This is a genomic window from Humibacter soli (genome assembly GCF_054779035.1).
Genome location: NZ_BAAGYX010000001.1, coordinates 2,020,114 through 2,044,520, shown reverse-complemented (window position 1 = coordinate 2,044,520; position 24,407 = coordinate 2,020,114). Strand labels below are relative to the sequence as shown.

At 68.7% G+C, this 24,407-nt stretch carries 22 protein-coding genes and 1 riboswitch; of the genes, 8 read left to right on the top strand and 14 right to left on the bottom strand.

What is annotated here, in order from left to right; translation table 11 throughout:
* Nucleotides 1–59 precede the first annotated feature (59 nt).
* The 6 genes from ACYVDN_RS09580 to ACYVDN_RS09555 form a co-directional block, all read right to left on the bottom strand.
* Nucleotides 60–887 carry an SDR family oxidoreductase gene (locus ACYVDN_RS09580; protein WP_460570767.1) on the bottom strand — a complete coding sequence of 276 codons (828 nt, stop codon included), beginning with the start codon at nt 885–887 and terminating at the stop codon, nt 60–62.
* A gap of 39 nt (nt 888–926) precedes the next feature.
* On the bottom strand, nt 927–1,778 hold the full coding sequence (locus ACYVDN_RS09575; RefSeq protein ID WP_460570765.1) for an enoyl-CoA hydratase/isomerase family protein: 852 nt from the start codon (nt 1,776–1,778) through the stop codon (nt 927–929).
* 109 nt (nt 1,779–1,887) lie between these two features.
* Nucleotides 1,888–2,829, bottom strand: coding sequence for a carbohydrate ABC transporter permease (locus tag ACYVDN_RS09570; RefSeq protein ID WP_460570763.1), 942 nt, complete (start codon nt 2,827–2,829; stop codon nt 1,888–1,890).
* Nucleotides 2,826–3,800 (bottom strand): carbohydrate ABC transporter permease, encoded by a 975-nt coding sequence (locus ACYVDN_RS09565; RefSeq protein WP_460570761.1) that lies wholly within the window; start codon nt 3,798–3,800, stop codon nt 2,826–2,828. The genes ACYVDN_RS09570 and ACYVDN_RS09565 overlap by 4 nt, the downstream gene beginning before the upstream one ends.
* A gap of 28 nt (nt 3,801–3,828) precedes the next feature.
* Nucleotides 3,829–5,154 (bottom strand): type 2 periplasmic-binding domain-containing protein, encoded by a 1,326-nt coding sequence (locus tag ACYVDN_RS09560; RefSeq protein WP_460570759.1) that lies wholly within the window; start codon nt 5,152–5,154, stop codon nt 3,829–3,831.
* 162 nt (nt 5,155–5,316) lie between these two features.
* On the bottom strand, nt 5,317–6,429 hold the full coding sequence (locus ACYVDN_RS09555; RefSeq protein WP_460570757.1) for an ROK family transcriptional regulator: 1,113 nt from the start codon (nt 6,427–6,429) through the stop codon (nt 5,317–5,319).
* A gap of 216 nt (nt 6,430–6,645) precedes the next feature.
* Here ACYVDN_RS09555 and ACYVDN_RS09550 point away from each other — a divergent pair, with 216 nt between their 5' ends.
* Genes ACYVDN_RS09550 through nagB form a run of 3 tightly spaced genes read left to right on the top strand, consistent with a single transcriptional unit; the run spans nt 6,646 to nt 9,975 of the window.
* Nucleotides 6,646–8,262 carry a glycoside hydrolase family 3 protein gene (locus ACYVDN_RS09550; RefSeq protein ID WP_460570755.1) on the top strand — a complete coding sequence of 539 codons (1,617 nt, stop codon included), beginning with the start codon at nt 6,646–6,648 and terminating at the stop codon, nt 8,260–8,262.
* Complete coding sequence (locus ACYVDN_RS09545) at nt 8,259–9,167, top strand: ROK family protein (protein WP_460570753.1); 909 nt, start codon at nt 8,259–8,261, stop codon at nt 9,165–9,167. The genes ACYVDN_RS09550 and ACYVDN_RS09545 overlap by 4 nt, the downstream gene beginning before the upstream one ends.
* A 28-nt stretch (nt 9,168–9,195) precedes the next feature.
* Nucleotides 9,196–9,975: a glucosamine-6-phosphate deaminase gene (nagB, locus tag ACYVDN_RS09540; protein WP_460570751.1), complete on the top strand. Its 780-nt coding sequence runs from the start codon at nt 9,196–9,198 to the stop codon at nt 9,973–9,975.
* Between the two features lie 295 nt (nt 9,976–10,270).
* Here the strand turns inward: nagB and nagA are convergent, their stop codons facing one another.
* Genes nagA through purU form a run of 3 tightly spaced genes read right to left on the bottom strand, consistent with a single transcriptional unit; the run spans nt 10,271 to nt 12,723 of the window.
* On the bottom strand, nt 10,271–11,425 hold the full coding sequence (nagA, locus tag ACYVDN_RS09535; protein ID WP_460570749.1) for an N-acetylglucosamine-6-phosphate deacetylase: 1,155 nt from the start codon (nt 11,423–11,425) through the stop codon (nt 10,271–10,273).
* A complete protein-coding gene (locus ACYVDN_RS09530; protein WP_460570747.1) occupies nt 11,422–11,784 on the bottom strand; it encodes a YrdB family protein in 363 nt (120 codons plus the stop codon). The genes nagA and ACYVDN_RS09530 overlap by 4 nt, the downstream gene beginning before the upstream one ends.
* Nucleotides 11,785–11,844: 60 nt before the next feature.
* The gene (gene purU / locus ACYVDN_RS09525) at nt 11,845–12,723 is read right to left on the bottom strand and encodes a formyltetrahydrofolate deformylase (protein WP_460570745.1); all 879 of its coding nucleotides are present in this window, start codon (nt 12,721–12,723) and stop codon (nt 11,845–11,847) included.
* A gap of 103 nt (nt 12,724–12,826) precedes the next feature.
* On the opposite strand from purU, the gene ACYVDN_RS09520 reads away from it, so the two are divergent.
* Nucleotides 12,827–14,083: an MFS transporter gene (locus ACYVDN_RS09520; protein WP_460570743.1), complete on the top strand. Its 1,257-nt coding sequence runs from the start codon at nt 12,827–12,829 to the stop codon at nt 14,081–14,083.
* A gap of 9 nt (nt 14,084–14,092) precedes the next feature.
* Here the strand turns inward: ACYVDN_RS09520 and ACYVDN_RS09515 are convergent, their stop codons facing one another.
* From ACYVDN_RS09515 to ACYVDN_RS09495, 5 genes are all read right to left on the bottom strand, one after another.
* Nucleotides 14,093–16,030 (bottom strand): sigma-70 family RNA polymerase sigma factor, encoded by a 1,938-nt coding sequence (locus tag ACYVDN_RS09515; protein WP_460570739.1) that lies wholly within the window; start codon nt 16,028–16,030, stop codon nt 14,093–14,095.
* A 435-nt stretch (nt 16,031–16,465) separates the two neighbouring features.
* A complete protein-coding gene (locus ACYVDN_RS09510) occupies nt 16,466–17,251 on the bottom strand; it encodes a DeoR/GlpR family DNA-binding transcription regulator (protein WP_460570737.1) in 786 nt (261 codons plus the stop codon).
* Nucleotides 17,248–18,102 carry a class II fructose-bisphosphate aldolase gene (locus tag ACYVDN_RS09505; RefSeq protein ID WP_460572311.1) on the bottom strand — a complete coding sequence of 285 codons (855 nt, stop codon included), beginning with the start codon at nt 18,100–18,102 and terminating at the stop codon, nt 17,248–17,250. Before ACYVDN_RS09505 ends, ACYVDN_RS09510 begins: the two co-directional genes overlap by 4 nt.
* A 17-nt stretch (nt 18,103–18,119) precedes the next feature.
* Nucleotides 18,120–19,205 carry an ROK family protein gene (locus ACYVDN_RS09500; protein ID WP_460570735.1) on the bottom strand — a complete coding sequence of 362 codons (1,086 nt, stop codon included), beginning with the start codon at nt 19,203–19,205 and terminating at the stop codon, nt 18,120–18,122.
* On the bottom strand, nt 19,202–20,134 hold the full coding sequence (locus ACYVDN_RS09495; RefSeq protein WP_460570733.1) for an SIS domain-containing protein: 933 nt from the start codon (nt 20,132–20,134) through the stop codon (nt 19,202–19,204). Before ACYVDN_RS09495 ends, ACYVDN_RS09500 begins: the two co-directional genes overlap by 4 nt.
* A gap of 277 nt (nt 20,135–20,411) precedes the next feature.
* Here ACYVDN_RS09495 and ACYVDN_RS09490 point away from each other — a divergent pair, with 277 nt between their 5' ends.
* The 4 genes from ACYVDN_RS09490 (at nt 20,412) to ACYVDN_RS09475 (ending at nt 24,371) form a co-directional block, all read left to right on the top strand.
* Nucleotides 20,412–21,383 carry an aldo/keto reductase gene (locus ACYVDN_RS09490; RefSeq protein ID WP_460570731.1) on the top strand — a complete coding sequence of 324 codons (972 nt, stop codon included), beginning with the start codon at nt 20,412–20,414 and terminating at the stop codon, nt 21,381–21,383.
* A gap of 49 nt (nt 21,384–21,432) precedes the next feature.
* A riboswitch (ZMP/ZTP riboswitch) is annotated at nt 21,433–21,563 on the top strand.
* A 44-nt stretch (nt 21,564–21,607) separates the two neighbouring features.
* The gene (gene glyA, locus ACYVDN_RS09485) at nt 21,608–22,933 is read left to right on the top strand and encodes a serine hydroxymethyltransferase (protein ID WP_460570729.1); all 1,326 of its coding nucleotides are present in this window, start codon (nt 21,608–21,610) and stop codon (nt 22,931–22,933) included.
* Between the two features lie 8 nt (nt 22,934–22,941).
* Nucleotides 22,942–23,817 carry a bifunctional methylenetetrahydrofolate dehydrogenase/methenyltetrahydrofolate cyclohydrolase gene (locus ACYVDN_RS09480; RefSeq protein ID WP_460570728.1) on the top strand — a complete coding sequence of 292 codons (876 nt, stop codon included), beginning with the start codon at nt 22,942–22,944 and terminating at the stop codon, nt 23,815–23,817.
* Nucleotides 23,818–23,882: 65 nt separating this feature from the next.
* A complete protein-coding gene (locus tag ACYVDN_RS09475) occupies nt 23,883–24,371 on the top strand; it encodes a YbaK/EbsC family protein (RefSeq protein WP_460570726.1) in 489 nt (162 codons plus the stop codon).
* Nucleotides 24,372–24,407 lie beyond the last annotated feature (36 nt).

The window sequence follows — 24,407 nt, the reverse complement described above, 5'->3', positions numbered from 1 at the left end:
TGGTCGAGGAGCCCGCCGCGTGGTGGCACGCGTCTCCCTCCGCTACTCGAGCGAGATCCCTACAGGAAGATGTCAGGGAACAGCTCGTCCTCGGAGACCCCGGGGGAGTACGGCGAGAGGTCGGTGACGCCCGCGTCGGCGAGCACGTCCTCGACGATGAGGGACCGGCCGGTGAGCTCACGTGATGGCGCGGTGAGCACCTCGTATGCGGCATCCGCGTAGATCTCCGGCGTGCGGCTCTTCGCCATCAGCTGCTCGCCGCCGAGGATGTTGCCCACCGCCGCCGTCTTGATCGTGGTGCGGGGCCACAGGGTGTTCGCGGCGATGCCGTCGCGCGCGAACTCCGCAGCCAGCCCCAGCGTGACCATGCTCATGCCGTATTTGGCGAGCGTGTAACCGGTGTGCGCGCCCAGCCACTTCGGGTCGAGGTTGATCGGAGGGCTGAGGGACAGGATGTGCGGGTTGACGCCATCCCGAAGGTGGGGGATCGCCGCCCTTGACAGCATGAACGTTCCGCGCACGTTGACGTCTTGCATCAGGTCGTAGCGCTTCGGCTCGAGGTCGAGGGTGCGCGCAAGGTTGAGCACGCTCGCGTTGTTCACGACGATGTCGATGCCGCCGAACTCGGCGACCGTCGCCGCCACCGCGCGGGCGATGTCGTCGTCGCTTCGCACGTCGCCGACGATCGGCAGGGCGTTGCCGCCTGCGGCCCGGATGTCGTCAGCGGCCGTGTGCACGGTGCCGGGCAACCTCGGGTCGGGGGTGTCGGTCTTCGCCAGCAGCGCGATGTTCGCGCCGTCGCGGGCCGCGCGAACCGCGATCGCGAGGCCGATGCCGCGGCTTCCGCCCGACATCAGGATCGTGCGGCCGTGAAGGGTGTTGGTCATGCGTCCATCTTCGTCGGTGACGGGCTTCATCGGTGGGTGTCAGTCGGGAAACCGAGGCAGCGTAGTCGCCTCGGCGCTGGCGTCGTGGCGAAGGCCCACCGGGCCTTCGCTTTCAGCTCCAGCGCGCGCAGCAGAGCGAGCCACGAAAGCCGCGATACGGGCACGGGCATCCTGTGAATCGAACGCAGCGCCTATCGTGCGAGCCTCGTCGTCGAGCCCGTCGGCATAGCTGCGGCCGACGCTCTCGCGCACCAGCCGCTTCGCCTGTCCGAACGCCCCGGACGCACCGGCCAGCCAGTGCTCCGCGATGGCCCTGGCTCGGGTGGTGAGCAGCTCGTTCGGCACTACCTCGGCGACCAAGCCCCACTCGAGCCCTTCGACTGCGGTGAGCACGCGGTCGGTGAGCAGCAGCTGCAGCGCACGTCGTACGCCCACGGCCTGGGGGAGCAATGTGCTGACGCCGCAGTCAGGGGTGAGACCGATGTCGGCGTACTTCGAGACGAAGAAGGCGGCCTCGCCGGCGACGACGTAGTCGGCGACCAGCATGAAGCCGAGTCCACCGCCCGCCACGGCGCCCTGCACGGCGGCGACGATGGGCTTCGGCGTCTCGCCGAACACGCGGTGACCCTCGTGGATCACGTCTGCGAGCTGAGCCACCGCCGCGCCGCCTCCGCCCTGCTCGGACATCGCTGCGACATCCCCGCCCGCGCAGAACCCGGTTCCGGCGGCGTCGAACAGCACGGCACGGATGTCGTCGCGCTCGGCAACCTCATGTGCGAGGTCGCGCCACCTGTACGCCGCGGCCGGGTCGATGGCATTGAGCCTCTCCGGGCGGTTCAGCGTGACGTGGGCGAGACCGTCGGAGACCTCGAACAGGATCGTGTCGCTCATGGGGCAGCAACCTACCCCGTGCGGAGGATCGACGCGACACGCCGGCCAGCCGCCTGATGTGGCGGCGTGTCGCGTCGAGCCTCCGCGCGGAGGGTCACTGGGGGCACGGTCATCCCTTCACGGCACCTGCGGACATTCCGGAGACGAGGTTGCGCTGGATGATCAGGAAGAAGATCACCACCGGCAGCGAGAACAGCACGGAGGCCGCCATCTGGCCGCCGAAGTCCGTGCCCGTAGTCGGCGTGGTGAACGTCGCCAGCCACACCGGGAGCGTGTACATCGACTGGTCGTTCATGAACGTGTAGGCGACGAGGTAGTCGTTCCATGCTGCGATGAACGCGAAGATGCTGGTCGAGATGATGCCGGGCGTGACCAGGGGGAAGAGCACACTCCACAGCACCCGCCAGTTGCCTGCGCCGTCCACTCGCGCTGCCTCTTCGACCTCGATCGGGATGGCGACGAAGAACCCCCGCATCACCCAGATCGAGAACGGCAGGGTCGCCGCGACGTAGGCGAGGATCAGGCCGAGGTAGTTGTTGGTGAGCCCGAGCTGGTTGAAGACGAGGAACTGCGGGATGAGCAGCGCGGTGCCCGGCAGCATCTGGACGGCGAGGATGACCACCAGGATCGTGCGGCGGCCGCGGAACCTGAACCGCGAGAGCGCGGCCGACGCCAGCGCGCCCAGCACGATAGCGAGGATCAGCGTGCCGAGCACGACGATGACGCTGTTGCGCAGGTTCACCAGGAACGAGCTCTCGGTGATGGCCGCGACGAAGTTGCTCAGCGTGGGGGAGTGCGGAAAGAAGATGGGCGTCGCGGACATGACCTCGTCGCGCGGCTTGAACGCCGTGTTGATCATCCAATAGACCGGGAAGATCCACACGACCGCCAGCACGACGGCGATGACGTTGGAGAGGATGCGCGGCCTGCGTCGCCTGCCGTCTCGGCGGCCTCCACCGGGGCGCCCTTGGCCGGTGCGCACCGCCGCTGTACCCGACACGGTCGTGTCGGTCAGGGCGTTCATCCCGACCGGTTCGTCGATGGTGCTCATAGCTCTTCTCCCGACCGCAGAAGGTTGCGGATGTAGAACCCGGTGACGATCATCAGCAGCACTGTCGTCACGACGGTGACCGCTGCGCCTGTTCCGACGTGGGTGCTGACGAATGCGGTCTTGTACGCGAAGATGCCCAGCGTCGACGTCGCGTTGTTCGGGCCGCCCTGCGAGACCAGCCAGATCTGGTTGAAGACGTTGAAGTCCCAGATGATCGACAGGATCGTGATGAGCAGCAGCGTCGGCTTGAGGAACGTGAGCACGATGCTCCAGTAGATGCGCAGCTCGCCCGCGCCGTCGATGCGGGCGGCCTCGACGTACGCGGGGTCGACCTGGGTCTGCGCCGCGTACAGGGTGAGGGCGATGAACGGAACGCCGCCCCACACGATCAGGAGCCAGATGCACACGTAGGCGAGGAACGGGTTGTTCGACCACGCGACGTTCGTCATGTCGCCGAACAGGTGGGTCTGAGTGAGCAGCCAGTTGACGACGCCGTAACCGGGCTGGAAGAGCCAGTTCCAGACCTGGCTCGACGCGACGGTGGGCATCGCCCACGCGAGCACGAGCACGATCGTGAGGATGTACCGCATGGCCGTGCCCAGCCGGGTGAGCAGCTGCGAGATGCCCATGCCGATGACGATCGTGCCGATCACCATCGCTGCCGTGAACAGCACGGTGCGTGCGACGGACCACCAGAACTCCGGGTCGGTGAAGATCGTGGCGTACTGCTCGACACCGACGAAGTCGAACGCGCCGGTGAACAGGGAGCGCTGGTCGTAGTCGGTGAAGGAGGTGAACACCAGGAAGGCGATCGGGACGACGACGAGAGCCGCCATCACGATGCCGGCCGGTGTCAGCAGCCAGGCGATGAAGGGTCGTGTGCCGTCGCGGCGGCGGGAACGCGGTTGCCGCGGGATCGCCACGGCAACCGCGCCCTCGTCCGCAACGAGCGTTGCAGAGGAAGAGCTCATTGTTTCTTCTGTGCCCGGATCGGGAGGGCTACTTCGCGTTCAGCGTCGAGTCGAGGGTGGCGTCGAACGACTTCGCCGCTGCCTCGGGCGTCGCGGTTCCCGATGCGATCGAGGAGAAGAACTGGTTGATCGCCTTCGTGCTCTCGATGGTCGCCCAGTTCGCCGACGACGGGGTCGACTTCGAGTTCTGGGCCGCGGTGAAGAAGCCCTTCTGGATCTCGGGCAGACTCGGGTCGGAGGTGGCCTTCTTGGCGCCCTCGACCGTGTTCGGGATCCACTTCTGCACGCCGTACACGTACTTGTCCTGGATCGACGGGCTGGCTGCGATCTTCGACCACACCAGGGCGAGCTGCGAGTTCTTGCTCTTCACCGGGATGCTCCACACCGAGCCGCCCAGCATGACGGGCTGGTTGTTGCCTGAGGTGCCGGGGAAGGGGAACGAGCCGAGGTCATCCTGCGTCAGCGCCTTGTTGTCGCCGGTGATCACGCCGATCTCCCAGCCGTTGCCGAGGATGGCGCCCGCCTTGCCGTCTGCGAACAGCTGGTCCTGGTCGGGCTTGTCGGTGTCGAGGGTACGAGCCGATGACACGGTGTAGGCGTTCTCGAACGTCTTGAAGTCGTTCAGGCCCTTCTGGGCGTCGCTCGAGCCGAAGCCGCCCTTCCAGATCTTGCCGCTCTGAGTTGCGATCTCGCCACCGGCATCCCACACGAACTGCACGCCCGCGTACCAGTTCTGGCCGGGCAGGTAGAAGGCGGAGAAGTCGGACTTCGAGGCGTTGGCGGCCTTGACCTTGTCGAGATCCGCAGTGAGCTCGGCGTACGTGGTCGGTGCGCTGGTGACTCCGGCGTCCGCCCAGATCTTCTTGTTGTAGATCACGGCCCTGGTGCCCGCGAACGACGGAACGCCGTAGAGCTGGCCGTTCACGGTCGCCGGGTCTTCGAGGCCGCCCAGCCAGGTACCGCCCTGCTCGAGGTCGGTCTTGTACTTCGTGATGTCGAGAAGACCGCCGTTGGCCGCGTAACCGGCGACCTGGGTGTTTCCGACGTCGAGCACGTCCGGCGGAGTGGAGGTCGAGAGGGCGGTGGTGATCTTGGGGCCGATGCCGTCCCACTGCTGGAGCTGCACCTTGACCTTGGCGCCGGTCTCCTTCGTGAACTCCTTGTTGATGGCGTTCAGGGTGTCGTTGGTGAGGTCACCGTTCATCGCCCAGACGGTGATGGTCTTGCCCTTGCCGTCGACGTTGCTCAGACTCTCAGAACCGGTCTTGCCCGACCCGTTTCCGGAACAGGCGCTCAGCGCCAGTGCCGCGGCGATGCCGACGGCACCGACCGCGAGAATGCGTGACTTGCGCAATGTATCTCCTAGTGTTGTGAACGCGGACGTTGAAGCGTCCTATGGAGGGATTGACGTCCGCGTCGCAACACGGACATATGGTGCGAGTGATCGACAACGCTCGGTCGCGATCACCAACTGGGATGTGAGCCCAGTCGTCTGTGGCGGGCTGGGGGTGCCGTCTCATGACACCCCCAGTTCCGCGGAGAGAACCAGCACTGCGGCGCCGAGCAGAACGAGGTCGTGGCTGTCCGCCGCGATCCTCATGTGGAAGCCGTTGCTGACGGCGGAGAGCGTGCGCTCCCGCACGGTGCTGAGTGCGGAGTCGAGGAACGGGCCCTCGACGAGGTCCCCAGGGCCGGAGAGCACGACGTCGCCGAGGCCGAGTGCGGCGACGACGGGGGCGAGGGCCACGCCGAGCGATCGTCCTGCGTCGATGAGGACGCTCTCGCGGGCATCGTTGCCCGCGGCGGCCAGTCGTGCTCTGAGGTGCGGAACGGCGATGGCGAGCTCGAGGCACCCGGTGCGCCCGCAGGCGCAGCGCTCGCCGTGCTCGTCGACGACGACGTGGCCGATCTCGCCCGCCGTGGAGTTCTCGCCGTCGATCAGCACGCCGCCGATGATGAGCCCCGCGCCGACGCCGTGCTCGATCGCCACGAGCATGAAGCTCTGGCCGGCGTCCTGGAAGGTGTGAAGGGCGAGTGCTGCCGTGTTCGCGTCGTTGCCGACGTGAACAGGAACCCCGAACTCGGCGCGGAAGGCACCTGCGAGGTCGAGGTCCGACCAAGCCAGGTTCGGGGCCTGGCGCACGACGCCGCCCGGGTCGACGATGCCGGGGGTGCCGATGCCGATGCCGAGCAGGCGCACGGTCGATCGCTTCACGAGGTCGCGGGTGAGGTTCATCGCCTTGCTCAGCGCGTCGGCGCCCGATGCGTCGTCGAGTGGAACCTCGAGACGGTGCACGATCTCTCCGCGGATGCCGACGACGGCGCCGACGAACCGGTCGTCCGCTGACAGGTCGAGGCTGACGACGTGATACGCGTTCTCGTCGAGGCCGATCAGCTGTGCCGGCTTGCCGACATGGGCTCCTGCACGCGGGCCGAGCTCGCTGATGAGCCCCTCCGAAGCGAGCTCGTTGACGAGGTCAGAGACGGTGACGCGGGTGAGTCCGGACTCGCGGGCAAGATCCGCCCGGCTCATCGGTCCGTCGTGGAAGAGGGTCTGGAGGAGCAGGGACCGGTTGTGCTGCCGGTTGTGCTCGGGCAACGCCTTCGACGTCACGCGCAGCTGCGCCATGCTCACCTCGATCCGTAGCGTCTTTGCGACGACGGGGCCTTCGGGTCCCGATGGTTTGTTAGTGAATCTGCCTTACAAACGTGTTGTCAAGTTGACGTTTGTAAAGAATTGATAACGCGCCGCCGTCATCCGCTGTGTGGCGATGGTGGAGCACGGTCTCGACGGCTTGCCGGTCGGGCTTGCGGCAGGAGATGTTCGTAAGCTTTACTAACAAACATGTCCGAGTCAGAGGTGCCTCCGCACGACCGCCGCAGCCCTGCCCCGTCACCGTCGATCGACATGAGCGATCCGGATACCAGGGCACGCGCCATCGCGACGACGCTGTTGCCCGGGTTCGTCGGCACCGAGCTGCCCGACCTGCTGCGCCGGCGACTGACCGCGGGCCTCGGCGGTGTGTGCGTGTTCGGCCCGAACATCCGGTCCACCGAAGAGCTCCGTGCACTCGACGAGGACATCCTCAGTGCGAACCCGCTCGCCGTCATCGCGATCGACGAGGAGGGCGGCGACGTCACCCGGCTGAACTACGCCGACGGTTCGCCGTACCCGGGCAACGCCGTGCTCGGAAGGCTCGACGACATCTCGCTCACCGAGGCCGTCGGCCGGGACGTCGGCTTCGCGCTGCGCCGTGTCGCGTGCACCCTCGACTTCGCCCCGGACGTCGACGTCAACTCCAACCCCGACAACCCCGTGATCGGCGTGCGCAGCTTCGGCGCCACGGCGTCGCTCGTCGCCCGGCACGGCGCAGCATGGACGGCGGGGCTGCAGTCGACCGGCATCGGCGCGTGCGCCAAGCACTTCCCAGGGCACGGCGACACCGCACTCGACTCGCACCTCGCCCTGCCGGTGATCGACCGGTCGATCGACGAACTGCGGGAGCGCGAGCTGGTGCCCTTCCGTACTGCCATCGCCGCAGGGACCCACACCATCATGACCTCGCACATCGTGCTGCCGCAGGTCGACCCCGGTGTGCCTGCGACGTTCTCGCCGCGCATCCTGCAGGGCATCCTTCGCGACGAGCTCGGCTTCGAGGGCGTCATCGTCACCGACGCGCTCGACATGAAGGGTGCGAGCGGCGAGATCGGCATCCCCGAGGCTGCGGTGCGTGCGCTCGCCGCCGGCTGCGACCTGCTCTGCATCGGCACCGAGACCACGGAGGAGCTGCTCGACGACATCGTGCGCGTCGTCGGCGACGCCATCGACTCCGGTCGACTCAGCGCGGAACGAGTTGCGGATGCGGCACGACGGGTTCGCACCATGGCGAGTGAGCTCGCGGTGCTGCGGGCGGAGACTCCCGTGCCGGACGACGCCGGCGAGACATCCGCAGTGCCCGCCGAGCGGCTGATCGGAGCCTTCGAGATGCGCGAGCCTGCCTTCGCCGCGCTGCGCTCCACCGACCATAGCGCGCCCGCTCGGTTCGCCGTCGTGCGCATCGAGACGGAGGCGAACATCGCCGTCGGCGTCGCGCCGTGGGGCCCATTCGCGCAGGTTTCCGCCAGCCCGGATGCCGCGGACTCGATCGCCTGGGCAGGTCATCCTCAGTTCGTCGTCTCCGAGCGCGACGCGTCAGACGGTCGCGTTGCCACGCGGGTCGAGGAGATCCTCGGACAGATCGCGGATGACCAGGGCGTCGTCGTGGTCGGCAAGGCGCTGCACCGCTACGGGTTCGCGCGTGAGGCGGTCGACGGCCTGCGTGCCGAGCGCACGACGCTCGCGGTCGACATGGGATGGCCGTCGGATGACCGCGCCTACGCGGACATCGCCACATTCGGTGCCTCGCGGTCGGTCGGCCGCGCCCTGATGACGCTGCTCGCCGCCCCGGAGAATCGACGGTGAGGATCGGGCTCGACATCGGAGGCACGAAGACCGACGCGGTGGTGCTGGATGCCGAAGGCGGCGTCCTCCAGCGCGTGCGGGTACCGACGGGCAACGGCCACGACCAGGTGCTCGATTCAGCAGAGCGCGCCGTTCGCGAGGTGATCGCGCTGAGCGGATCCGGCACGGGTGATTTCACGTCGATCGGCGCCGGCATCCCCGGCGTTGTCGACAGCGAGTCCGGCAGGGTGCACCACGCCGTGAACCTCGGCGTCGACGACCTCGACCTCGCCGGCCTGCTGAGGCAGCGGGTCGACGTGCCCGTCCGAGTGGAGAACGACGTCAAGGCCGCAGCACTCGGTGCGTACCACCTGCTCGGGCTGGAGGGTTCGGCGGCGTTCCTCAACCTCGGCACGGGGGTGGCGGCAGGCATCGTCGTCGACGGTCGCCTCCAACGCGGCTCTCGAGGGGGCGCCGGTGAGATCGGCCACATCCCGATCGACCCCCACGGCGCGGTCTGCTCCTGCGGCCAGCACGGCTGCGTCGAGACCACCGCATCCGGTTCTGCGGTCGCCCGCATGTGGCCCACCGCAGCCGAGCTGCCCGCTCTCGAGCTGTTCGACGCGGCGGACGCAGGAGACCGTCTCGCGTGGAGCGTTCGACACACGATCGCGACGGGTGTGGCATCCGCCGTGCGCATTCTCGTGCTCACCGTCGACGTCGAGACCGTCGTGATCGGGGGCGGTCTCAGCAACCTCGGGGTGCGTCTGCTGGCGCCGGTGACCGAGGTGCTGCAAGGCTGGGGTGTGGACTCGCCGTTCCTGAGGTCGCTGAGGCTCCCGGAGCGCGTGCGCATGCTCGCGCCCGATCTGTCGGCAGCGGCAGTGGGGGCTGCGCTCGTCGGCGCGGCCGAGTCCGTCGTCTAAGCATCACGTTCACGCAAGGGAGATATTCGTGGAGGTCGTCATCAAGAAGACCGCGGACGAGGTCGGCGCGCTCGCTGCCGATCTGGTCGGTCGCGTCGTGGAGTCGAAGCCGCGCGCGGTGATCGGTCTGGCGACCGGGTCGTCGCCGTTGGCGATCTACGCCGGTCTCGCCAAGCGTGTCGAGGCGGGCTCGCTCGACTTCACGGGGGTGCGCGGGTTCGCGCTCGATGAGTATGTCGGCATCCCGGAAGACCACCCGCAGAGCTATGCGTCGGTGATCAGGCACGAGGTCATCGAGCCGCTGCACATGGACCCGACGCTGGTGCAGGTGCCGGACGGCCGGGCCGTGGACGTCGAGGTGGCGTGTCGCGAGTACGAGCAGGCGATCGTGGATGCCGGGGGAATCGACATCCAGATCCTGGGCATCGGCGCCAACGGCCACATCGGCTTCAACGAGCCGACGTCGTCGTTCGCCTCACGCACCCGCATCAAGACCCTGGCACCGAAGACGCGCGCAGACAACGCGCGGTTCTTCGACTCCCTCGACGACGTGCCCACCCACTGCGTCACGCAGGGACTCGGCACCATCATGCAGGCGAGGCGGCTCGTGCTGGTCGCGCAGGGCGAGGGCAAGGCCGACGCCATCGCAGCTGCCGTCGAAGGCCCCGTCGCCGCGATCTGCCCCGCGTCGGTGCTGCAGTTCCACGAGCACGCAACGGTGATCATCGACGAGGCGGCGGCGAGCAAACTGCGCCTCGCGGACTACTACACGTACACGTACGACAACAAGCCCGCCTGGCAGCTGTGAGCTACGCGCGCACCTGCCACGCGGGCTGCAGACTGTGCTTGTTTGGCCCGCCGCCTAGGGGCGGCGTGCGCCTGGCGGCTGTGAGCTACGCTCGCACCTGCCACGCGGGCTACAGACTGTGCTTGTTTGGCCCGCCGCCTAGGGGCGGCGTGCGCATGGCAGCTGTGAGCTGACGCGCGCCGCTGGTCGAGTAGCGCCGACCGCAGGTCGACGCGTATCGAGACCACCCATCGATCGGGCACGGGTCTCGATACGCGTGCTGCTGCGCGGCGCGCCAATCGACCAGCGGAGGCGTCTAGCGCAGCTGCCGGCCCGCCGCCCAGACGTGCTGCACGGCCCAGTCGCCGTCGAGGAGCACGGCGTCGGCGAAATAGCCGACGGCCAGCCTGCCGAGTTCGTGATCGAGGCCGAACGCGCGGGCGGGCGTGAGCGTGAGCGCCTCGACGGCACGTGCGGGCGCGACGCGGGTGCGCTGCACTGCAATGCGCAGCGCCGTGTCCTGGGTGAGGGTGGAGCCGGCGATCGAGGTCGTCCCCGAGAGCACGGCGAGCCCGTTCGACACGGTCACGTTGAGCGAGCCGAGCCGGTAGTCCCCGTCGGCAGCGCCGGCGGCCGCCATCGAGTCGGTCACCAGCGCGATGCGCCCAGGAGCCTGCACGAAGGCGAGATGCGCGACATCCGGGTGCACGTGCAGTCCGTCCAGGATGAGCTCGATCGTGACGCGGTCATCGTCCAGTGCGGCGACGATCGGACCGGGAGCCCTGTGCTGGATGCCCGGCATCGCGTTGAACGCGTGCGTGAGCATCCTCGCGCCACGGTCGAACGCCGCAGAGGCTTGTTCCTCGGTGGCTTCGGTGTGACCGACCGCCACGACCACCCCGGCCTCGACGAGCACGTCGATGGCCTCCATCGCGCCTGGCAGCTCCGGTGCGATCGTGATCTGGCGCAGTGTGCCGCGGGAGGCGGCGATGAGCTGCTCGACGAGCTCAGGGTCATCGGGCGTGCGGAGGAAGTCCGCGTTGTGGGCTCCTCGACGCTCCGGGTTCAGGAACGGGCCCTCCAGGTGAGCGCCGAGCACGAGCGGGTCCTCTTCGGCGAGGTCCGCGATGTCTTCGAGGCTCTCGCGAAGCTCGGCGAGCGGATTGGCGACCAGGCTCAGCACCGAGCGGGTCGTTCCGTGCTGCCTGTGGGTCTCGAGGGCGGCGGCCATGTCGTCCGGCCCGTCCTCGTAGCCGTGACCACCTGCGCCGTGCGAGTGCACGTCGACGAATCCGGGGGTGAGCCAGCGTCCCTCGGCATCCACGACCTCGGCTCCGTCGGCAAAGGCACGCCATCCGATTCCGTCGCCCGTCGCGGTGATGCGGTCACCGGAGGTCGCGAGCCAGAACTCGTCGACCTGGCCGTCGGCATCGAGCTTTCGCGCGCCGTGGATGACGCGCGCGGCGCTCACGCGAGCTCCCTACGGCCGCTGATGATGCCGCTCACCAGTGCGAGCACCGCGAAGGCGACGGCGACGATCGGCTGGCCGAGATCCCACCAGGCGAATGCGGCTGCCGTCATGACGATGATCTCGACGATGGCCTTGCCGAACGTGTCGACGCGGATGACCGCCTTGGGCGACCGGAACAACGCCCAGAGCACGATCGCGAGCAGCGGTGCGCCGATTCCGACGACGATGTTCCACGGGAACGCCCAGGCGATGAAGCCCCAGACGGCCAGGCTCACGAACGCGAACAACTCGATGAGGAAACGCACCACGTCCCAGAAGCCGATCTGGACGCGCGCGTGCTCGGTACTCTGCGCAGACATCCTCTTCATGATATCGGGGGTCGCGCGGGCTCGGCGCGGCCGGCGCGGGGCCGTACAGCGTCAGCGGAAGATGATGGTGCGCGCCCCGTCGAGCAGGATGCGGTTCTCGGCGAACCACTTCACGGCCTGGGTGAGCGTTCGGCTCTCTTCGTCCTGACCGATAGCGACGAGCTGCGACGGCGACTGGGAGTGATCGACCCGCACGACGTTCTGCTCGATGATGGGGCCCTCGTCGAGGTCGCTGGTGACGAAGTGGGCCGTTGCGCCGATCAGCTTCACGCCGCGAGCGTGCGCCTGCTTGTAGGGGTTCGCGCCCTTGAACCCGGGAAGGAACGAGTGGTGGATGTTGATGCAGCGCCCAGCCAGCGCCTCGCACAGCTCTGGGGAGATGATCTGCATGTACCTCGCGAGCACCACGAGCTCGATGTCGTGCCGCTCAACCTCCTCGAGCACCCTTGCCTCGAAGGCGGCCTTGCCCTCGGCATCCGTGACGGGGAGCGAGTCGAACGGCACGCCGTAGAACCCGGCCAGCTCGCGCAGAGTTCCGTGGTTGGAGAGCACGAGCGGGATGTCGACCGGGAGCTGTCCGGCGCGCTGACGGAACAGCAGGTCGTTGACGCAGTGCGCCGCGGTCGAGGCGAGCACGAGGGTGCGAAGCGGTCTGCCGACCCTGTCGAGGTTCCAGGACATGTCGTACGTCTCGGTGACCGGGGCGATCGCGGCCTCGAACTCGTCGCGGTCGGCAGGCGACTGGATCTGCAGCCGCATGAAGAACCGCCCGGTGTCGGAGCTCGAGAACTGCTGGCTCTCCGTGATGTTGCCCCGCGCTTGCACGACAGCGCCGCTGATGGCGTGCACGATTCCGGGGCGGTCGGCACAGATCAGGGTCAGCACCCAGTGCGTGATGGGCCGGGTGGATGCCGGGCTCTGCGAATCCATGAGGTTCAGGTTAGGGCACGCGTCGCCCTCGGCACACACGAACAGGTGCGACGACCGATACGCTTGGAGGTTCTGCCAGATCGCCATTGCCAAGGGGGTTTCCGTGTCGTCAGAGCCGTCAACGTCGGCCGCGTCGGGTCCGACGTCGCGCACCGAGAAGCCCTTCCCGTGGGTGGGGATGCTCGCGCTCGCCGCGGCCGCGTTCCTCGCCGTCACGAGTGAGACGCTGCCCACCGGGCTCCTGCCCGAGATCGCCGCTGGGCTGAACGTGACGGCTCCGCAGGCCGGTCTGCTCGTCTCGGTGTACGCCTTCACGGTGGTCATCGCCGCGACACCCCTGACTGCGCTGACGAGGCGCATTCCGCGACGCCTGCTCGTGGTGATCGTGATCGTCGTGATCGGCCTCAGCTCGTTGCTCCTGGCGGTCGCGCCGAACTACGGCGTCGCCGTCGTCGCGCGCATCACCGGCGGCATGGCGCACGGTGTCTTCTGGGCGGTGACCGGCGCCTACGCGGGCCACATCGTGGCTCCTCGCCAGCTCGCACGTGCGATCTCGATCACGTCGGGCGGCGTCTCGCTCGCCCTCATCCTCGGCGCACCGCTCGCGACGATCGTCGGGCACGCGTACGGCTGGCGCTTCGCTTTCGCGATGGTGGGATGTCTGCTCGTCGTCGGCGCTGTCGTGGTGGGCATCATGCTGCCGAAGGCGCCGCGCGAGCCGCTTCCGCTGACGACGGGTGCGACGGTCGTGGTGCGCGGCTCCAAGCGGGACGCGAGCATCGTGCCGGTCATCCTGATCTGCGTGCTCACCGGGCTGATCACGCTCGGAAGCTTCACCCTGAACGCCTACATCGCACCGTTCGTGATCGAGGCGATGCACCTCGGTGCCGGCGCGGTCGGCCCGATGCTCTTCGTCGGCGGCGTGATGGGGGCGGTGGCGGTGGCGCTCGTCGGCACGGTCCTCGGCCGCATCCCGCTCAGCTCGATCTCGGTCGGACTCGTCCTCACGGCCCTCGGCATCGCGCTCCTCGGCGCGTTCGCGGGCCTGCCTCCCGTTGCGATCGCGGCGTTCGCGCTGTGGGCGCTGGCGTTCGGCGTGCTGCCTCCTCTGCTGCAGACCGAGCTGCTCCGGGTGTCTTCGGCGCGATTCCGCGACACGGCGAGTGCCCTGTACACGACAGCATTCAACGTCGGGATCGGCGGCGGAGCGATCGTCGGAGGTGCCATCTATGCGGTGCTGGGCATCGACGCCGTACCGTGGGCGGCGCTGGCGATCCTGGCTCTCGCGGTCGTGATGCTGGTCATCACGATGTGGCCCGGCTCGCCGGTCAGGACGGCGAGGGCACTCGCGGTCGCGTGACCGCGCCGCTCAGAGCCCTGCCGCGATGGATGTCTGGCTGCCCGGCCCGACCCTGCCCGCGCCGTCTGCATAGCGAGTCTCGACGGTGTGGGTGCCCGGGCCGACGAGGAGATAGTCGGTGTACCTGCCCGCCCCGTTGAGGGTGAACGCGTCCCGGCTCGCCCCGTCGACGAGCAGTTCCACCCGGGCTTTCGGGGCACCGCTCACTGTCGCCTCGACGAAGAACCCGCCCTGACGGAACAGGCCGTGCGCGGATGCCTGGGGTGCGGTCAGCGCGAACGACGAGGTCGTCGCCGCCGACGAGAGCCCTGTCGCTGGGTCGGTCTGCGTCACCGAGACGGTTCCGGTGCCTGCCCCGTAGCCATCGAGCGCGGAGTCGAGGCGCCACGCGCCGCTCGCGTCGGCCTGCACGGTGACGGTCGAGCCCGCACCGCTGACGGTGACCGTCGCGCCCGGAGCCGCGCTCCCCGACACCAGCGGGAAGTACTTGCCGTCACCGGTGTCGACAGTGCCGATCGACGGCGCGGCGGGCGGCTCGGGGTCGGCAGGGGGTGTTCCGGGGTCGCCCGGCGTCGAGGTGCCAGGACCGCTCGGCGTGCTCGGCCCGGTCGGCGTGCTCGGTGCAGTCGGCGTGCTCGGGGAGCTGGGCGCCGCCGGCGTTCCTGGATTCGTAGACGAGCCAGGGTCGGCGGAGGTGCCCCCGCCACTCGAAGCGCCGGGATCGGTGGATGCGCTCTGGTCGCCCGCGGGCGGGGCAGCCCGTGGGGCAAGGGGCGCGGGGAGCGTCGGCGTCGCGCTCGGCGAGGGCGAAGGAGCGGGGGATGACCGGGTGGGCGTCTGCGCCGTCGACCCGTTCGACGTCGTCGACGAGGATGCCGAACCGGCGTCCACCGACGTGGTGTCGCTGTGCGCGGCAGGGGTGGCGAAGATCGCCACGCCGGCGACCGCTGCCGCCCCGACCACGACGACGGCGGCAGCCGAGCCGATGACGATGCCTGTCACGCCGCTGAAGATGCTTCCGGCGCCCGTCGCGGTTCCTGCGGACCCACCGGCGGCACCGCCCGAGCCGCCCGCCGCGCTCGATGCGCTCGTGCCTGCACCCGCTGCAGCACCTGCGCCGGCCGCGCCCGCGACGACGCCCGCCGTGCCGCCGTGCAGTGTCGCGAGGTAGGCGGTCGCACCGGCTGCCCCGATCGCAAGGGGCAGCAGAACGAGAGCGAGGCGGTCGCCGACATCCTTCGCCTCTTCGGCCACCATGGTGCACTTCGCGCAGGTGGCGAGGTGGGCCTCGACCCTGGATTGTTCGCGCTTGCCCAGCCTGCCGCGCGTGCGGGCCGCGAGCCGGTCAACTGTCCACGAGCACTCCGGGCTCAGGTCGGGGGAGGTCAGGTGCGCCCGGATCCACGCCTGCCGCAGACCCTCGCGGGCTCGATAGCACAGCGCAGCGGTGGCCTGCGCGCTGAGACCCACGAGCGGGGCGATGCGTGCCGGCGTCATCCCCTCGACTTCGCTGTACCAGAGCGCCTCCTGCCAGCGGGCCGGGAGTGACCGGAACGCCTTCGCGGTGAGCGAGCGGTCGATGGCGGCGAGGGGGTCATCCGTGTCGAGCTCGAGCTCCTCGAATTCCTCGGGGTCGAGCGCGACCGTGTTGGCAGACGACCGTCCCCACGATGCTGCGACGTTGCGCACCGTCGTGAACAGATAGGGACGGAAGGCGGCGGTCGGACCGTTGCCCGACTTCAGCGCGTTCAGAACGCGGGTGTAGGCCTCCGAGACCAGGTCGTCCGGGTCGAAGGTGCTCGTCACCGACCTGGCGACCGCCGCGGCCGCCGACGCGTGCCGTCGGAACAGGGCCGCGTAGGCAGCGGAATCGCCCTTGCGCGTGAGCGTGATCAGCTCGGCATCACCGGCGCGCGACAGCCTGCGCTCGGCGGTGTGCGCTGACATTCGGGCTGCTTTCGATGCGGGGGAGCGGGATGACCGGGAACTCCGATTGTCCGGGAGTCGCCGCGCATCCGCAATTCCGACGGGGGCTTCAGGTCGCCGACTCCCTCTCGATCTCAGGTCGCTCGGCGTAGAGAAACTCTGCGGAACTTCATGTCGCGAAACACTGATCGACCAAATAGACGAACGATTCTTAAAAGGCGCATCATGATCTGGTGGGTGCCACGTCTTCTTCAGTGGAACTGATCATCACCGCGTCTCATTCGGCTTTGGGCGCGGTGACCCTGGCATGCCGCCCGAAGCGGCCAGGGGGTCGCGCGGATCGGATGGGGGCATCGTCCGCGCGGGCGTCAGGGTCCGGATGCACTGACATCCGGGCCCGACGCCGCTTCTCGCGGTCTGCAGGCGTGTCGGGTGCGGCAGCCAGCGCAGGGTCCGTCAGGCGACGATGACGCGCACGCCGGCATCCTCGAACGCGGCGCGCTGCCGTGGGGTGATGCCGCTGTCGGTGATGAGCGTGTCGAATGCGCCGGGCTCGCCGACTGCGGCGAACGCACGGCGACCGATCTTGCTGGAGTCGGCGATCAGCACCGAGCGGTCGGCCCTGCGCGCCATGAGCGCGTTCACCGCTGCCTCGTGCTCGTCGTGCACGGTCGGGCCGACGACGGGGTCGACGCCGTTGACGCCGACGAACGCGAAGTCGAGCGTGATCTGGCCGAGCACCGAGTCGGTGTAGGGGCCGACGAGCTCGTACGACCTGGCGTGCACGACGCCTCCGGTCATGACCACTTTGATCTGCGGTCGCATCACGAGCTGCGCGGCGATGTTGATCGCGTTGGTCACCACGGTGAGCGTCGGGTTGGGGGAAGGGGTCGCGACATCCTGTCGGGCTCCGAGGACGGTCGCCACAGCGGTGCTCGTCGTCCCGCCGCACAGGCCGACCACCGAGCCGCGCGACACGAGCGCGCTCGCGGCCTGGGCGATCGCCTGCTTCTGCGCGGCGTGCTGTTCCTTCTTGTACCTGAGCGGAAGGTCGTAGGCGACCGACTGCCCGGTCGCGCCTCCGCGGGTGCGGGCGAGCAGCTGCTGCGCCGCCAGGGCGTCGAGGTCCCTTCTGGCGGTCGCCGGCGAGACGCCGAGCCGCTCGACGATCTCGTCGACCTCGATCTGTCCCGTCTCGGCGAGCAGGTCGAGCACGACCCGCAGCCGCTCCGTGCGGTTCATCGCGTCGCTCCGTCGCCCGCGACGCCCGCCGGGTTGCCGGCCCTTGCGCTCGCGAACAGCCGGAGCAGCCGCTCGGCCTCTCCGCTCAGCGCGTCCCGTCCGGCTCTGACGTATTTGCGCGAGTCGACGACCTCGGGATTCGCGGCGAGGTACTCTCTGATCGCCTCGGTGAAGAAACGATTGAGGTGCGTGGAGACGTTGATCTTGGTCATCCCCGCGCCGATCGCGGCGACGATGGTCTCGTCCGGCACCCCAGACGACCCGTGCAGCACCAAGGGCACGCCGAGTGCGCCGTGCAGGCGTGCGATCAGGTCGAGGTCGAGGGATGCCTCACGAGTAGCCATCGCGTGCGACGAGCCCACCGCGACGGCCAGGGCATCCACACCGGTCTCCCCGACGAACCGCTCGGCCTCCTGCGGATCCGTGCGCACACCGGGTGCGTGCGCGCCGTCTTTGCCGCCGATCTCGCCGAGCTCGGCCTCGACGTACACGTCGTTCGCGTGTGCGTAATCGACCACCCGCAGGGTCGCGTCGACGTTGTCCTCGTAGTCCAGGGTGGCGGCGTCGAACATCACGGAGCCGAACCCGAGGTCGACGGCCCGCCTGGCGAGCACCTCGTCCTCCGCATGGTCGAGGTGCACGGCGACGCGGGCCGACGACGCGTGCGCCACAGAGAGACAGGCGAGCCCGATCGGCTCCAGCCCGCCGTGGTAGGCGACGCAGTTCTGCGAGATCTGCAGGATGACCGGCAGCTCGGCACGCTCGGCGGCGGCGACGATCGCCTCCGCGGTCTCGAGGTGGATGACGTTGAACGCGCCGATCCCCGTGCCCGCGGAAGCGGCGTCGGCCATCAGCTCGCCTGTCGCGATCAGCGCCACGACGCGTCTCCGATCGTGGTGGTCGCGAGGGCGTCGCGCGCGGTCAGCGCAGAGCCGATCAGGCCGGCATCAGCACCGATGCTCGCCTTGATCAGCAGGGGACGACGATGGAAGGTGAGGATGCGATCCAGCCGTTCGCGCAGCGGCTGCAGAAGCTCCTCCCCGGCCCCGGAGAGTCCGCCGCCGATGACGATCGCCTGCGGCGCCAGCAGGGCTACCGAGTGCGAGAAGCCGAGCGCGAGGGCGTCGATGGCGGAGTCCCAGACGGCCGCGGCGTTCGCGTCACCCTTGTGCATCCGCTCGAGAACCTCGCGGGCGCCGGTGACCTTCGTGCCTGTTCGCAGGCTGTAGCGGCGTGCGATGGCCGCGGCCGATGCGACGGCTTCCATGCATCCGCGACCGCCGCACGCGCAGATCGGACCTTCGGCGACGCGGTCGTGGCCGATCTCCCCGGCGAGGCCGCCTCCGGTGTGCAGCCGTCCGCCCACGAACACCGCGGCCGCGATGCCCGTGCCGATCGTCACGATGAGCACGTCGTCGAACCCCCGTGCTGCGCCAAGCCGGTGCTCTGCCTCGCCCGCGCCGCGCACGTCGTGGCCGAAACCGACGGGAACCCCGAGCGCCTCCGACCCGCGGTCCCGGAAGGGGTAGTCGTGCCATCCGAGGTTCTCGGCGAAGACACCGATGCCGCGCACGTCATCCACGTGGCCCGGAACGAGGATGCCGGCAGCGGCCGGGACCACATCTGCATGGCGCTCGCCCAGCTCCCGAGCCAGCTCTGCTGCTCGCTCGACGACCCGTTCGCCCGTGTGCTCGCCATCGAGCGGGGTCGGAACGCGCATCGACTCCCTGAGGCGCCCTTCGTCGTCGATGATGGCGGCCTTCATGTCGGTTCCACCGACGTCGAACGCCAGCACGGACCGGCCCGGCCCGATGAGCAGCTCGTCATCGCCTCCCAGCCGGTCATCGCCTCCCAGTCGGTAGGCGTCGTCTTCTCGCAGCTCGTCGGCGTCATTGCCGCGCAGCTCGTTCATGATGACCTCGGTGGCTCGTTCGGTCGAGAGTGGGATGGTCACGGCCGGTCCAGAATGACGGACCGTGTCAGGTTGCGCGGGCGATCGGGGTCGAGGCCCTTGCGGCGCGCACGCTCGAGGGCGACCCTGTGAAGTCGTACCAGGTCGGCCATCGGGTCGATCGTGGCGTGTTCGAAGCGAGCCCCCGTCGCCTCGGTATCGGCTGCGATGCCTGCCGGGAGCGCACCGAACGCCCAGGTCACCCGGCCGGGCGCGGCGATCGCGATGGGGCCGTGCCGGTATTCCTTCGCCGGGTAGGACTCGGTCCAGGATTGAGACGACTCGCGCATCTTGAGCGCGGCTTCGTGGGCGATTCCCACACTCCATCCCGACCCGAGGAAGGTGTACTGGTCGGCGTCGACGAGGGCGTCATCCAGCGGCCTGGCGAGCACGTCGCGCGCCTGGGCGATCACGCTGCCGAGATCTTCGCCGAGGGATGCCCGCAGCAGCGCGAGCGCGCTGGTCGCGAACCGCGTCTGCACGACCGATCGCTCGTCGGCGAACGGGAGGGCGACGACGTCGTCCACGAGATCGACCAGCGGAGTGTCGGGGTCGCCGATGACGCCGATCGTGCGCGGGGCGTCGTTGCCGGCGCGAGCGGCACTGTTGCGCACGGCATCCAGCAGCTCCAGAACTTCGGTGGTGGTTCCGGACCGGGTGATCGCGACGATCGCGTCGTATCCGCGGTCGACGAACGCCTCGGATGCGGCGAACGCGTCGGTCTCGCCGTGCCCGCCGCTCTCACGCAGGTTGGCGTAGGACTGCGCCATGAACCACGACGTGCCGCAGCCGACAACGGCCACGCGCTGTCCGTCGGCCGGAAGCACGCTTCGCTCGGCCACCAGGGAGGTCGTGCGCTCCCAGACATCCGGCTGCGAGGTCAGCTCGGTTTCGAGATCGGCGCCGGGCATTCGTACGGTCTCATCACTCATACCTCAATGATCGAACATGATCGTAACGTGTGTCAAAGGCGCACTTTCGAGCGTAACTCCATCAACCGCGCACCACGACGTGCGCGCATGGCACCCACATGACGCGGCGTGGTGCCCCACGTGACGCGGCGTGGTGCCCCACGTGACAAGTCGTCGCCACTTGTTGCGGCATCGACGGCGGGCATCCCGCAGAAACTGGCGATGACTTCAGGCAACATTCCACGATGGCTCCCCGGGGCATCCCACGAAGTCGGGCCGTGTCGGTACGGTCGACACCATGCGATATGTACGACTCGGATCGACTGGACTCGAAGTCTCCGCCGTCACGCTCGGCTGCATGAGCTTCGGCGACCCGTCACGCGGTGGTCACCCCTGGGCTCTGGGAGAGGATGCCTCGCGACCGCTGATCAAGGCGGCGCTCGAAGCCGGCATCACGTTCCTCGACACCGCGAACGTGTACTCGGGCGGGAGCAGCGAAGAGATCGTCGGGCGTGCGCTGCGCGACTACGCCAAGCGAGAGGATGTCGTGCTCGCCACCAAGGTGCACGGGCGGATGCGCCCCGGCCCCAACGGTGCCGGCCTGTCGCGCGCGGCCATCCTCGCCGAGATCGACAACAGCCTGCGGCGGCTCGGCACCGACTATGTCGACCTCTACCAGATCCACAGGTGGGACTACGCGACGCCCATCGAGGAGACGATGGAGGCGCTGCACGATGTGGTGAAAGCCGGCAAGGCGCGGTACATCGGTGCGTCATCCATGTGGGCGTGGCAGTTCGCGAAGGCTCAGTACACCGCCGACCTCGGTGGCTGGACGCGGTTCGTGTCGATGCAGGACCACTACAACCTGATCTACCGCGAGGAGGAGCGGGAGATGCTTCCGTTCTGCCTCGACCAGGGTGTCGGCGTCATCCCGTGGAGCCCGCTCGCACGCGGCAGGCTCACCCGCGACTGGGAAACCGCGTCGAACCGCAGCGAGACGGATGAGTTCGGCAAGACCCTGTACCGCGACGAGGACCGCCAGGTCGTCGAGCGCGTCGCCAAGGTCGCCTCGGAGCTCGGAGCGCCGCGCGCGCAAGTTGCACTGGCCTGGATCATGGCGCAGCCGGCCGTGACGTCGCCGATCGTCGGTGTCACGAAGGCGTCGCACATCACGGATGCCGTGGCCGCTGTCGACCTCGAACTGACCGATGAGCAGCTGGCCCGCCTCGAGGAGCCGTACCGACCGCACGAGGTCGCAGGGTTCCAGTAGGCGCAGGTGCCAATGGGCGCCTGAGAGCCCAGCGCTCTCACGGTATGCTTGGGCACGTCGCAACTGGCGTATCGGCGTGTGTCGGGCATCCTTCACGCGTCGCGGATGGTTCACCATCGGGGAGCGACCCCTAGCTCTGAGATTCGAGGGCGGATTCGGCCGCGCGCCTGGGCCGACGCGAACAACCCGTGCACACGTTCGCCCCACATGACGAGGAGCCAGGCATGACCGTTTCCGACACCTTCAACGCGCCCTTGGCGGAGGTCGACCCCGAGATCGCCGAGGTGCTGAACCTCGAGCTGGGTCGTCAGCGCGACTACCTCGAGATGATCGCGAGCGAGAACTTCGTTCCGCGTGCCGTGCTCGAGTCGCAGGGATCCGTGCTCACGAACAAGTACGCCGAGGGCTACCCCGGTCGTCGCTACTACGGCGGATGCGAGTTCGTCGACATCGCGGAGACCCTTGCGATCGAGCGCGCCAAGTCGCTCTTCGGTGCGGAGTTCGCGAACGTGCAGCCGCACTCCGGCGCGTCGGCGAACGCCGCTGTGCTCTCCGCGATCGCTCAGCCCGGCGACACCATCCTCGGTCTCGAGCTCGCGCACGGCGGACACCTCACGCACGGCATGAAGCTCAACTTCTCCGGCAAGCTTTACAACGTCGTGTCGTACGGGCTCGACCCCGAGACGTTCCGTGTCGACATGGACGTAGTGCGTCAGAAGGCTCTCGAGCACAAGCCGCGCGTCATCATCGCCGGTTGGAGTGCGTACCCCCGCCACCTCGACTTCGCCGCCTTCCGTGCGATCGCCGACGAGGTCGGCGCCACCCTGTGGGTCGACATGGCGCACTTCGCGGGCCTGGTCGCCGCGGGGCTGCACCCGTCGCCGGTTCCCTACGCGCACGTGACGAGCTCGACGGTGCACAAGACCATCGGCGGTCCGCGTTCGGGGTTCATCCTGAGCAACGACGCCGACATCGCGAAGAAGCTCAACTCGAACGTGTTCCCCGGCCAGCAGGGCGGACCGCTGATGCACGTGATCGCTGCGAAGGCGACCGCGTTCAAGCTTGCGGCGACCGACGAGTTCCGTGAGCGACAGGAGCGCACCATCAGCGGTGCCCAGCTGCTCGCCGAGCGTCTCACCGCCGCCGATGCCCGCGAGGCCGGTGTGGACGTGCTGACCGGAGGCACCGACGTGCACCTCGTGCTGGTCGACCTGCGCACCTCCGAGTTCACCGGCAAGGAGGCGGAGGACCGCCTGCACGAGGTCGGGATCACCGTGAACAAGAACGCCGTGCCGTTCGACCCGCGGCCGCCGATGGTCACCTCCGGTCTGCGCATCGGCACGCCGGCGCTTGCGACTCGCGGTTTCGGCGATGCGGAGTTCACCGAGGTGGCCGACGTGATCGCTCTGGCGCTGAAGCAGGATGCCGACATCCCGGCTCTGCGCGCGCGGGTGCGCACGCTCACCGATGCCTTCCCCCTTTACCCGGGTCTCGGTCCGTCTGGTCAGCCGGCGGAGAACGTCGAGCTCTCGTCGAGCATTCAGGGCTGAGGCTGCCGATGACCGCCATCAAACTCGACGGCAAGGCAACGGCCGCAGCCATCAAGCACGAGCTGACCGAGCGTGTCGCGGCGCTGAAGGAGCGGGGCATCGTTCCTGGTATCGCGACCGTGCTGGTCGGAGCCGACCCGGCGTCTCAGCTCTACGTCGGCATGAAGCACAGGCAGTCCGAGGCGATCGGGATGAACTCGATCCACGTGGAGCTGCCCGCGGATGCCACGCAGCAGGATGTCGAAGCCGCGGTCGACCGCCTCAACGCCGACCCCGCGTGCCACGGATACATCGTGCAGCTGCCGCTGCCGAAGCACCTCGACACCGATGCCATCCTCGAGCGCATCGATCCTGCGAAGGATGCGGACGGCCTGCATCCGACTAACCTCGGTCGACTCGTGCTCAACGTGAACGGACCGATCGAGACGCCGCTGCCGTGCACGCCGCGCGCCGTGATCGAGCTGCTGCTGCGCAACGACTACGACCTCAAGGGCAAGCACGTCGTCGTGGTCGGCCGCGGTGTGACCATCGGCCGCTCGATCGGGCTGCTGCTCACGCGTCGCGCGATCAACGCCACCGTGACGCTGACCCACACCGGAACGCAGGATCTGCCGTTCTACCTGCGGCAGGCGGATGTCATCGTCGCGGCCGCCGGTGTGAAGCACCTCGTGCGTCCAGAGGACGTCAAGCCCGGTGCCGCCGTGCTCGATGTCGGGGTCACTCGTGAGGACGATCGTGACAGCGGCAAGTCCAAGGTGTACGGCGACGTCGCGCCCGGAGTCGATGAGGTCGCAGGGTGGCTCTCACCCAACCCCGGCGGCGTCGGCCCGATGACGGTCGCGCTGCTCATGACGAACGTGGTGGAGGCCGCTGAACGACTGTAGCGGGCAGTCGGGCTCTCAGGGGATCGCGCCATGGCCCGGCTGCCCCCAGCCCCTAGGCTTGGCGGATGGCCATCGACACGTCCCACGCTGCGGTGCAAGCTGTCGAGCGCGAACTGCGTTCGCACGGAATCGGCGGCGAGGTGCGCTGGCTCGACGACGCGACACCGACCGCTGCGGCTGCAGCTGAAGCGATCGGCATCGACGTCGGCGCCATCGCGAACTCGCTCGTCTTCACGCTCGACGGTGAACCCGTGCTGGTCATGACGTCCGGCGGGCACCGCGTCGACACCGGCTACCTCGGCGAGCTGCTCGGCGGCACCCTCAAGCGGGCGTCGGCCGAGACGGTCCGCGAAGCGACCGGGCAGGTCATCGGGGGAGTCGCCCCGACCGGACATCCGCGCCCGCTTCGCACGTGGGTGGATGTCGCGCTCGATGCATACCCCGAGGTCTGGGCCGCTGCAGGGCATCCGCACACCGTGTTTCCGCTGAGCTACGCCCAACTCGTCGAGCTCACCGGCGGCGTCGAGATCGCGGTGGAGCGCACAACGGAGTAGTCGCGGCCGCACGCACAGAGCAGCGTGGGGGCGGGT

Coding starts and splice junctions, on each gene's coding strand:
- ACYVDN_RS09580 (WP_460570767.1), bottom strand. CDS start 887: ATGACCAACACCCTTCACGGCCGCACGATCCTGATGTCGGGCGGAAGC.
- ACYVDN_RS09575 (WP_460570765.1), bottom strand. CDS start 1,778: ATGAGCGACACGATCCTGTTCGAGGTCTCCGACGGTCTCGCCCACGTC.
- ACYVDN_RS09570 (WP_460570763.1), bottom strand. CDS start 2,829: ATGAGCACCATCGACGAACCGGTCGGGATGAACGCCCTGACCGACACG.
- ACYVDN_RS09565 (WP_460570761.1), bottom strand. CDS start 3,800: ATGAGCTCTTCCTCTGCAACGCTCGTTGCGGACGAGGGCGCGGTTGCC.
- ACYVDN_RS09555 (WP_460570757.1), bottom strand. CDS start 6,429: ATGGCGCAGCTGCGCGTGACGTCGAAGGCGTTGCCCGAGCACAACCGG.
- ACYVDN_RS09550 (WP_460570755.1), top strand. CDS start 6,646: ATGTCCGAGTCAGAGGTGCCTCCGCACGACCGCCGCAGCCCTGCCCCG.
- ACYVDN_RS09530 (WP_460570747.1), bottom strand. CDS start 11,784: ATGTCTGCGCAGAGTACCGAGCACGCGCGCGTCCAGATCGGCTTCTGG.
- purU (WP_460570745.1), bottom strand. CDS start 12,723: ATGGATTCGCAGAGCCCGGCATCCACCCGGCCCATCACGCACTGGGTG.
- ACYVDN_RS09515 (WP_460570739.1), bottom strand. CDS start 16,030: ATGTCAGCGCACACCGCCGAGCGCAGGCTGTCGCGCGCCGGTGATGCC.
- ACYVDN_RS09510 (WP_460570737.1), bottom strand. CDS start 17,251: ATGAACCGCACGGAGCGGCTGCGGGTCGTGCTCGACCTGCTCGCCGAG.
- ACYVDN_RS09505 (WP_460572311.1), bottom strand. CDS start 18,102: ATGGCCGACGCCGCTTCCGCGGGCACGGGGATCGGCGCGTTCAACGTC.
- ACYVDN_RS09495 (WP_460570733.1), bottom strand. CDS start 20,134: ATGAGTGATGAGACCGTACGAATGCCCGGCGCCGATCTCGAAACCGAG.
- ACYVDN_RS09490 (WP_460570731.1), top strand. CDS start 20,412: ATGCGATATGTACGACTCGGATCGACTGGACTCGAAGTCTCCGCCGTC.
- glyA (WP_460570729.1), top strand. CDS start 21,608: ATGACCGTTTCCGACACCTTCAACGCGCCCTTGGCGGAGGTCGACCCC.
- ACYVDN_RS09480 (WP_460570728.1), top strand. CDS start 22,942: ATGACCGCCATCAAACTCGACGGCAAGGCAACGGCCGCAGCCATCAAG.
- ACYVDN_RS09475 (WP_460570726.1), top strand. CDS start 23,883: ATGGCCATCGACACGTCCCACGCTGCGGTGCAAGCTGTCGAGCGCGAA.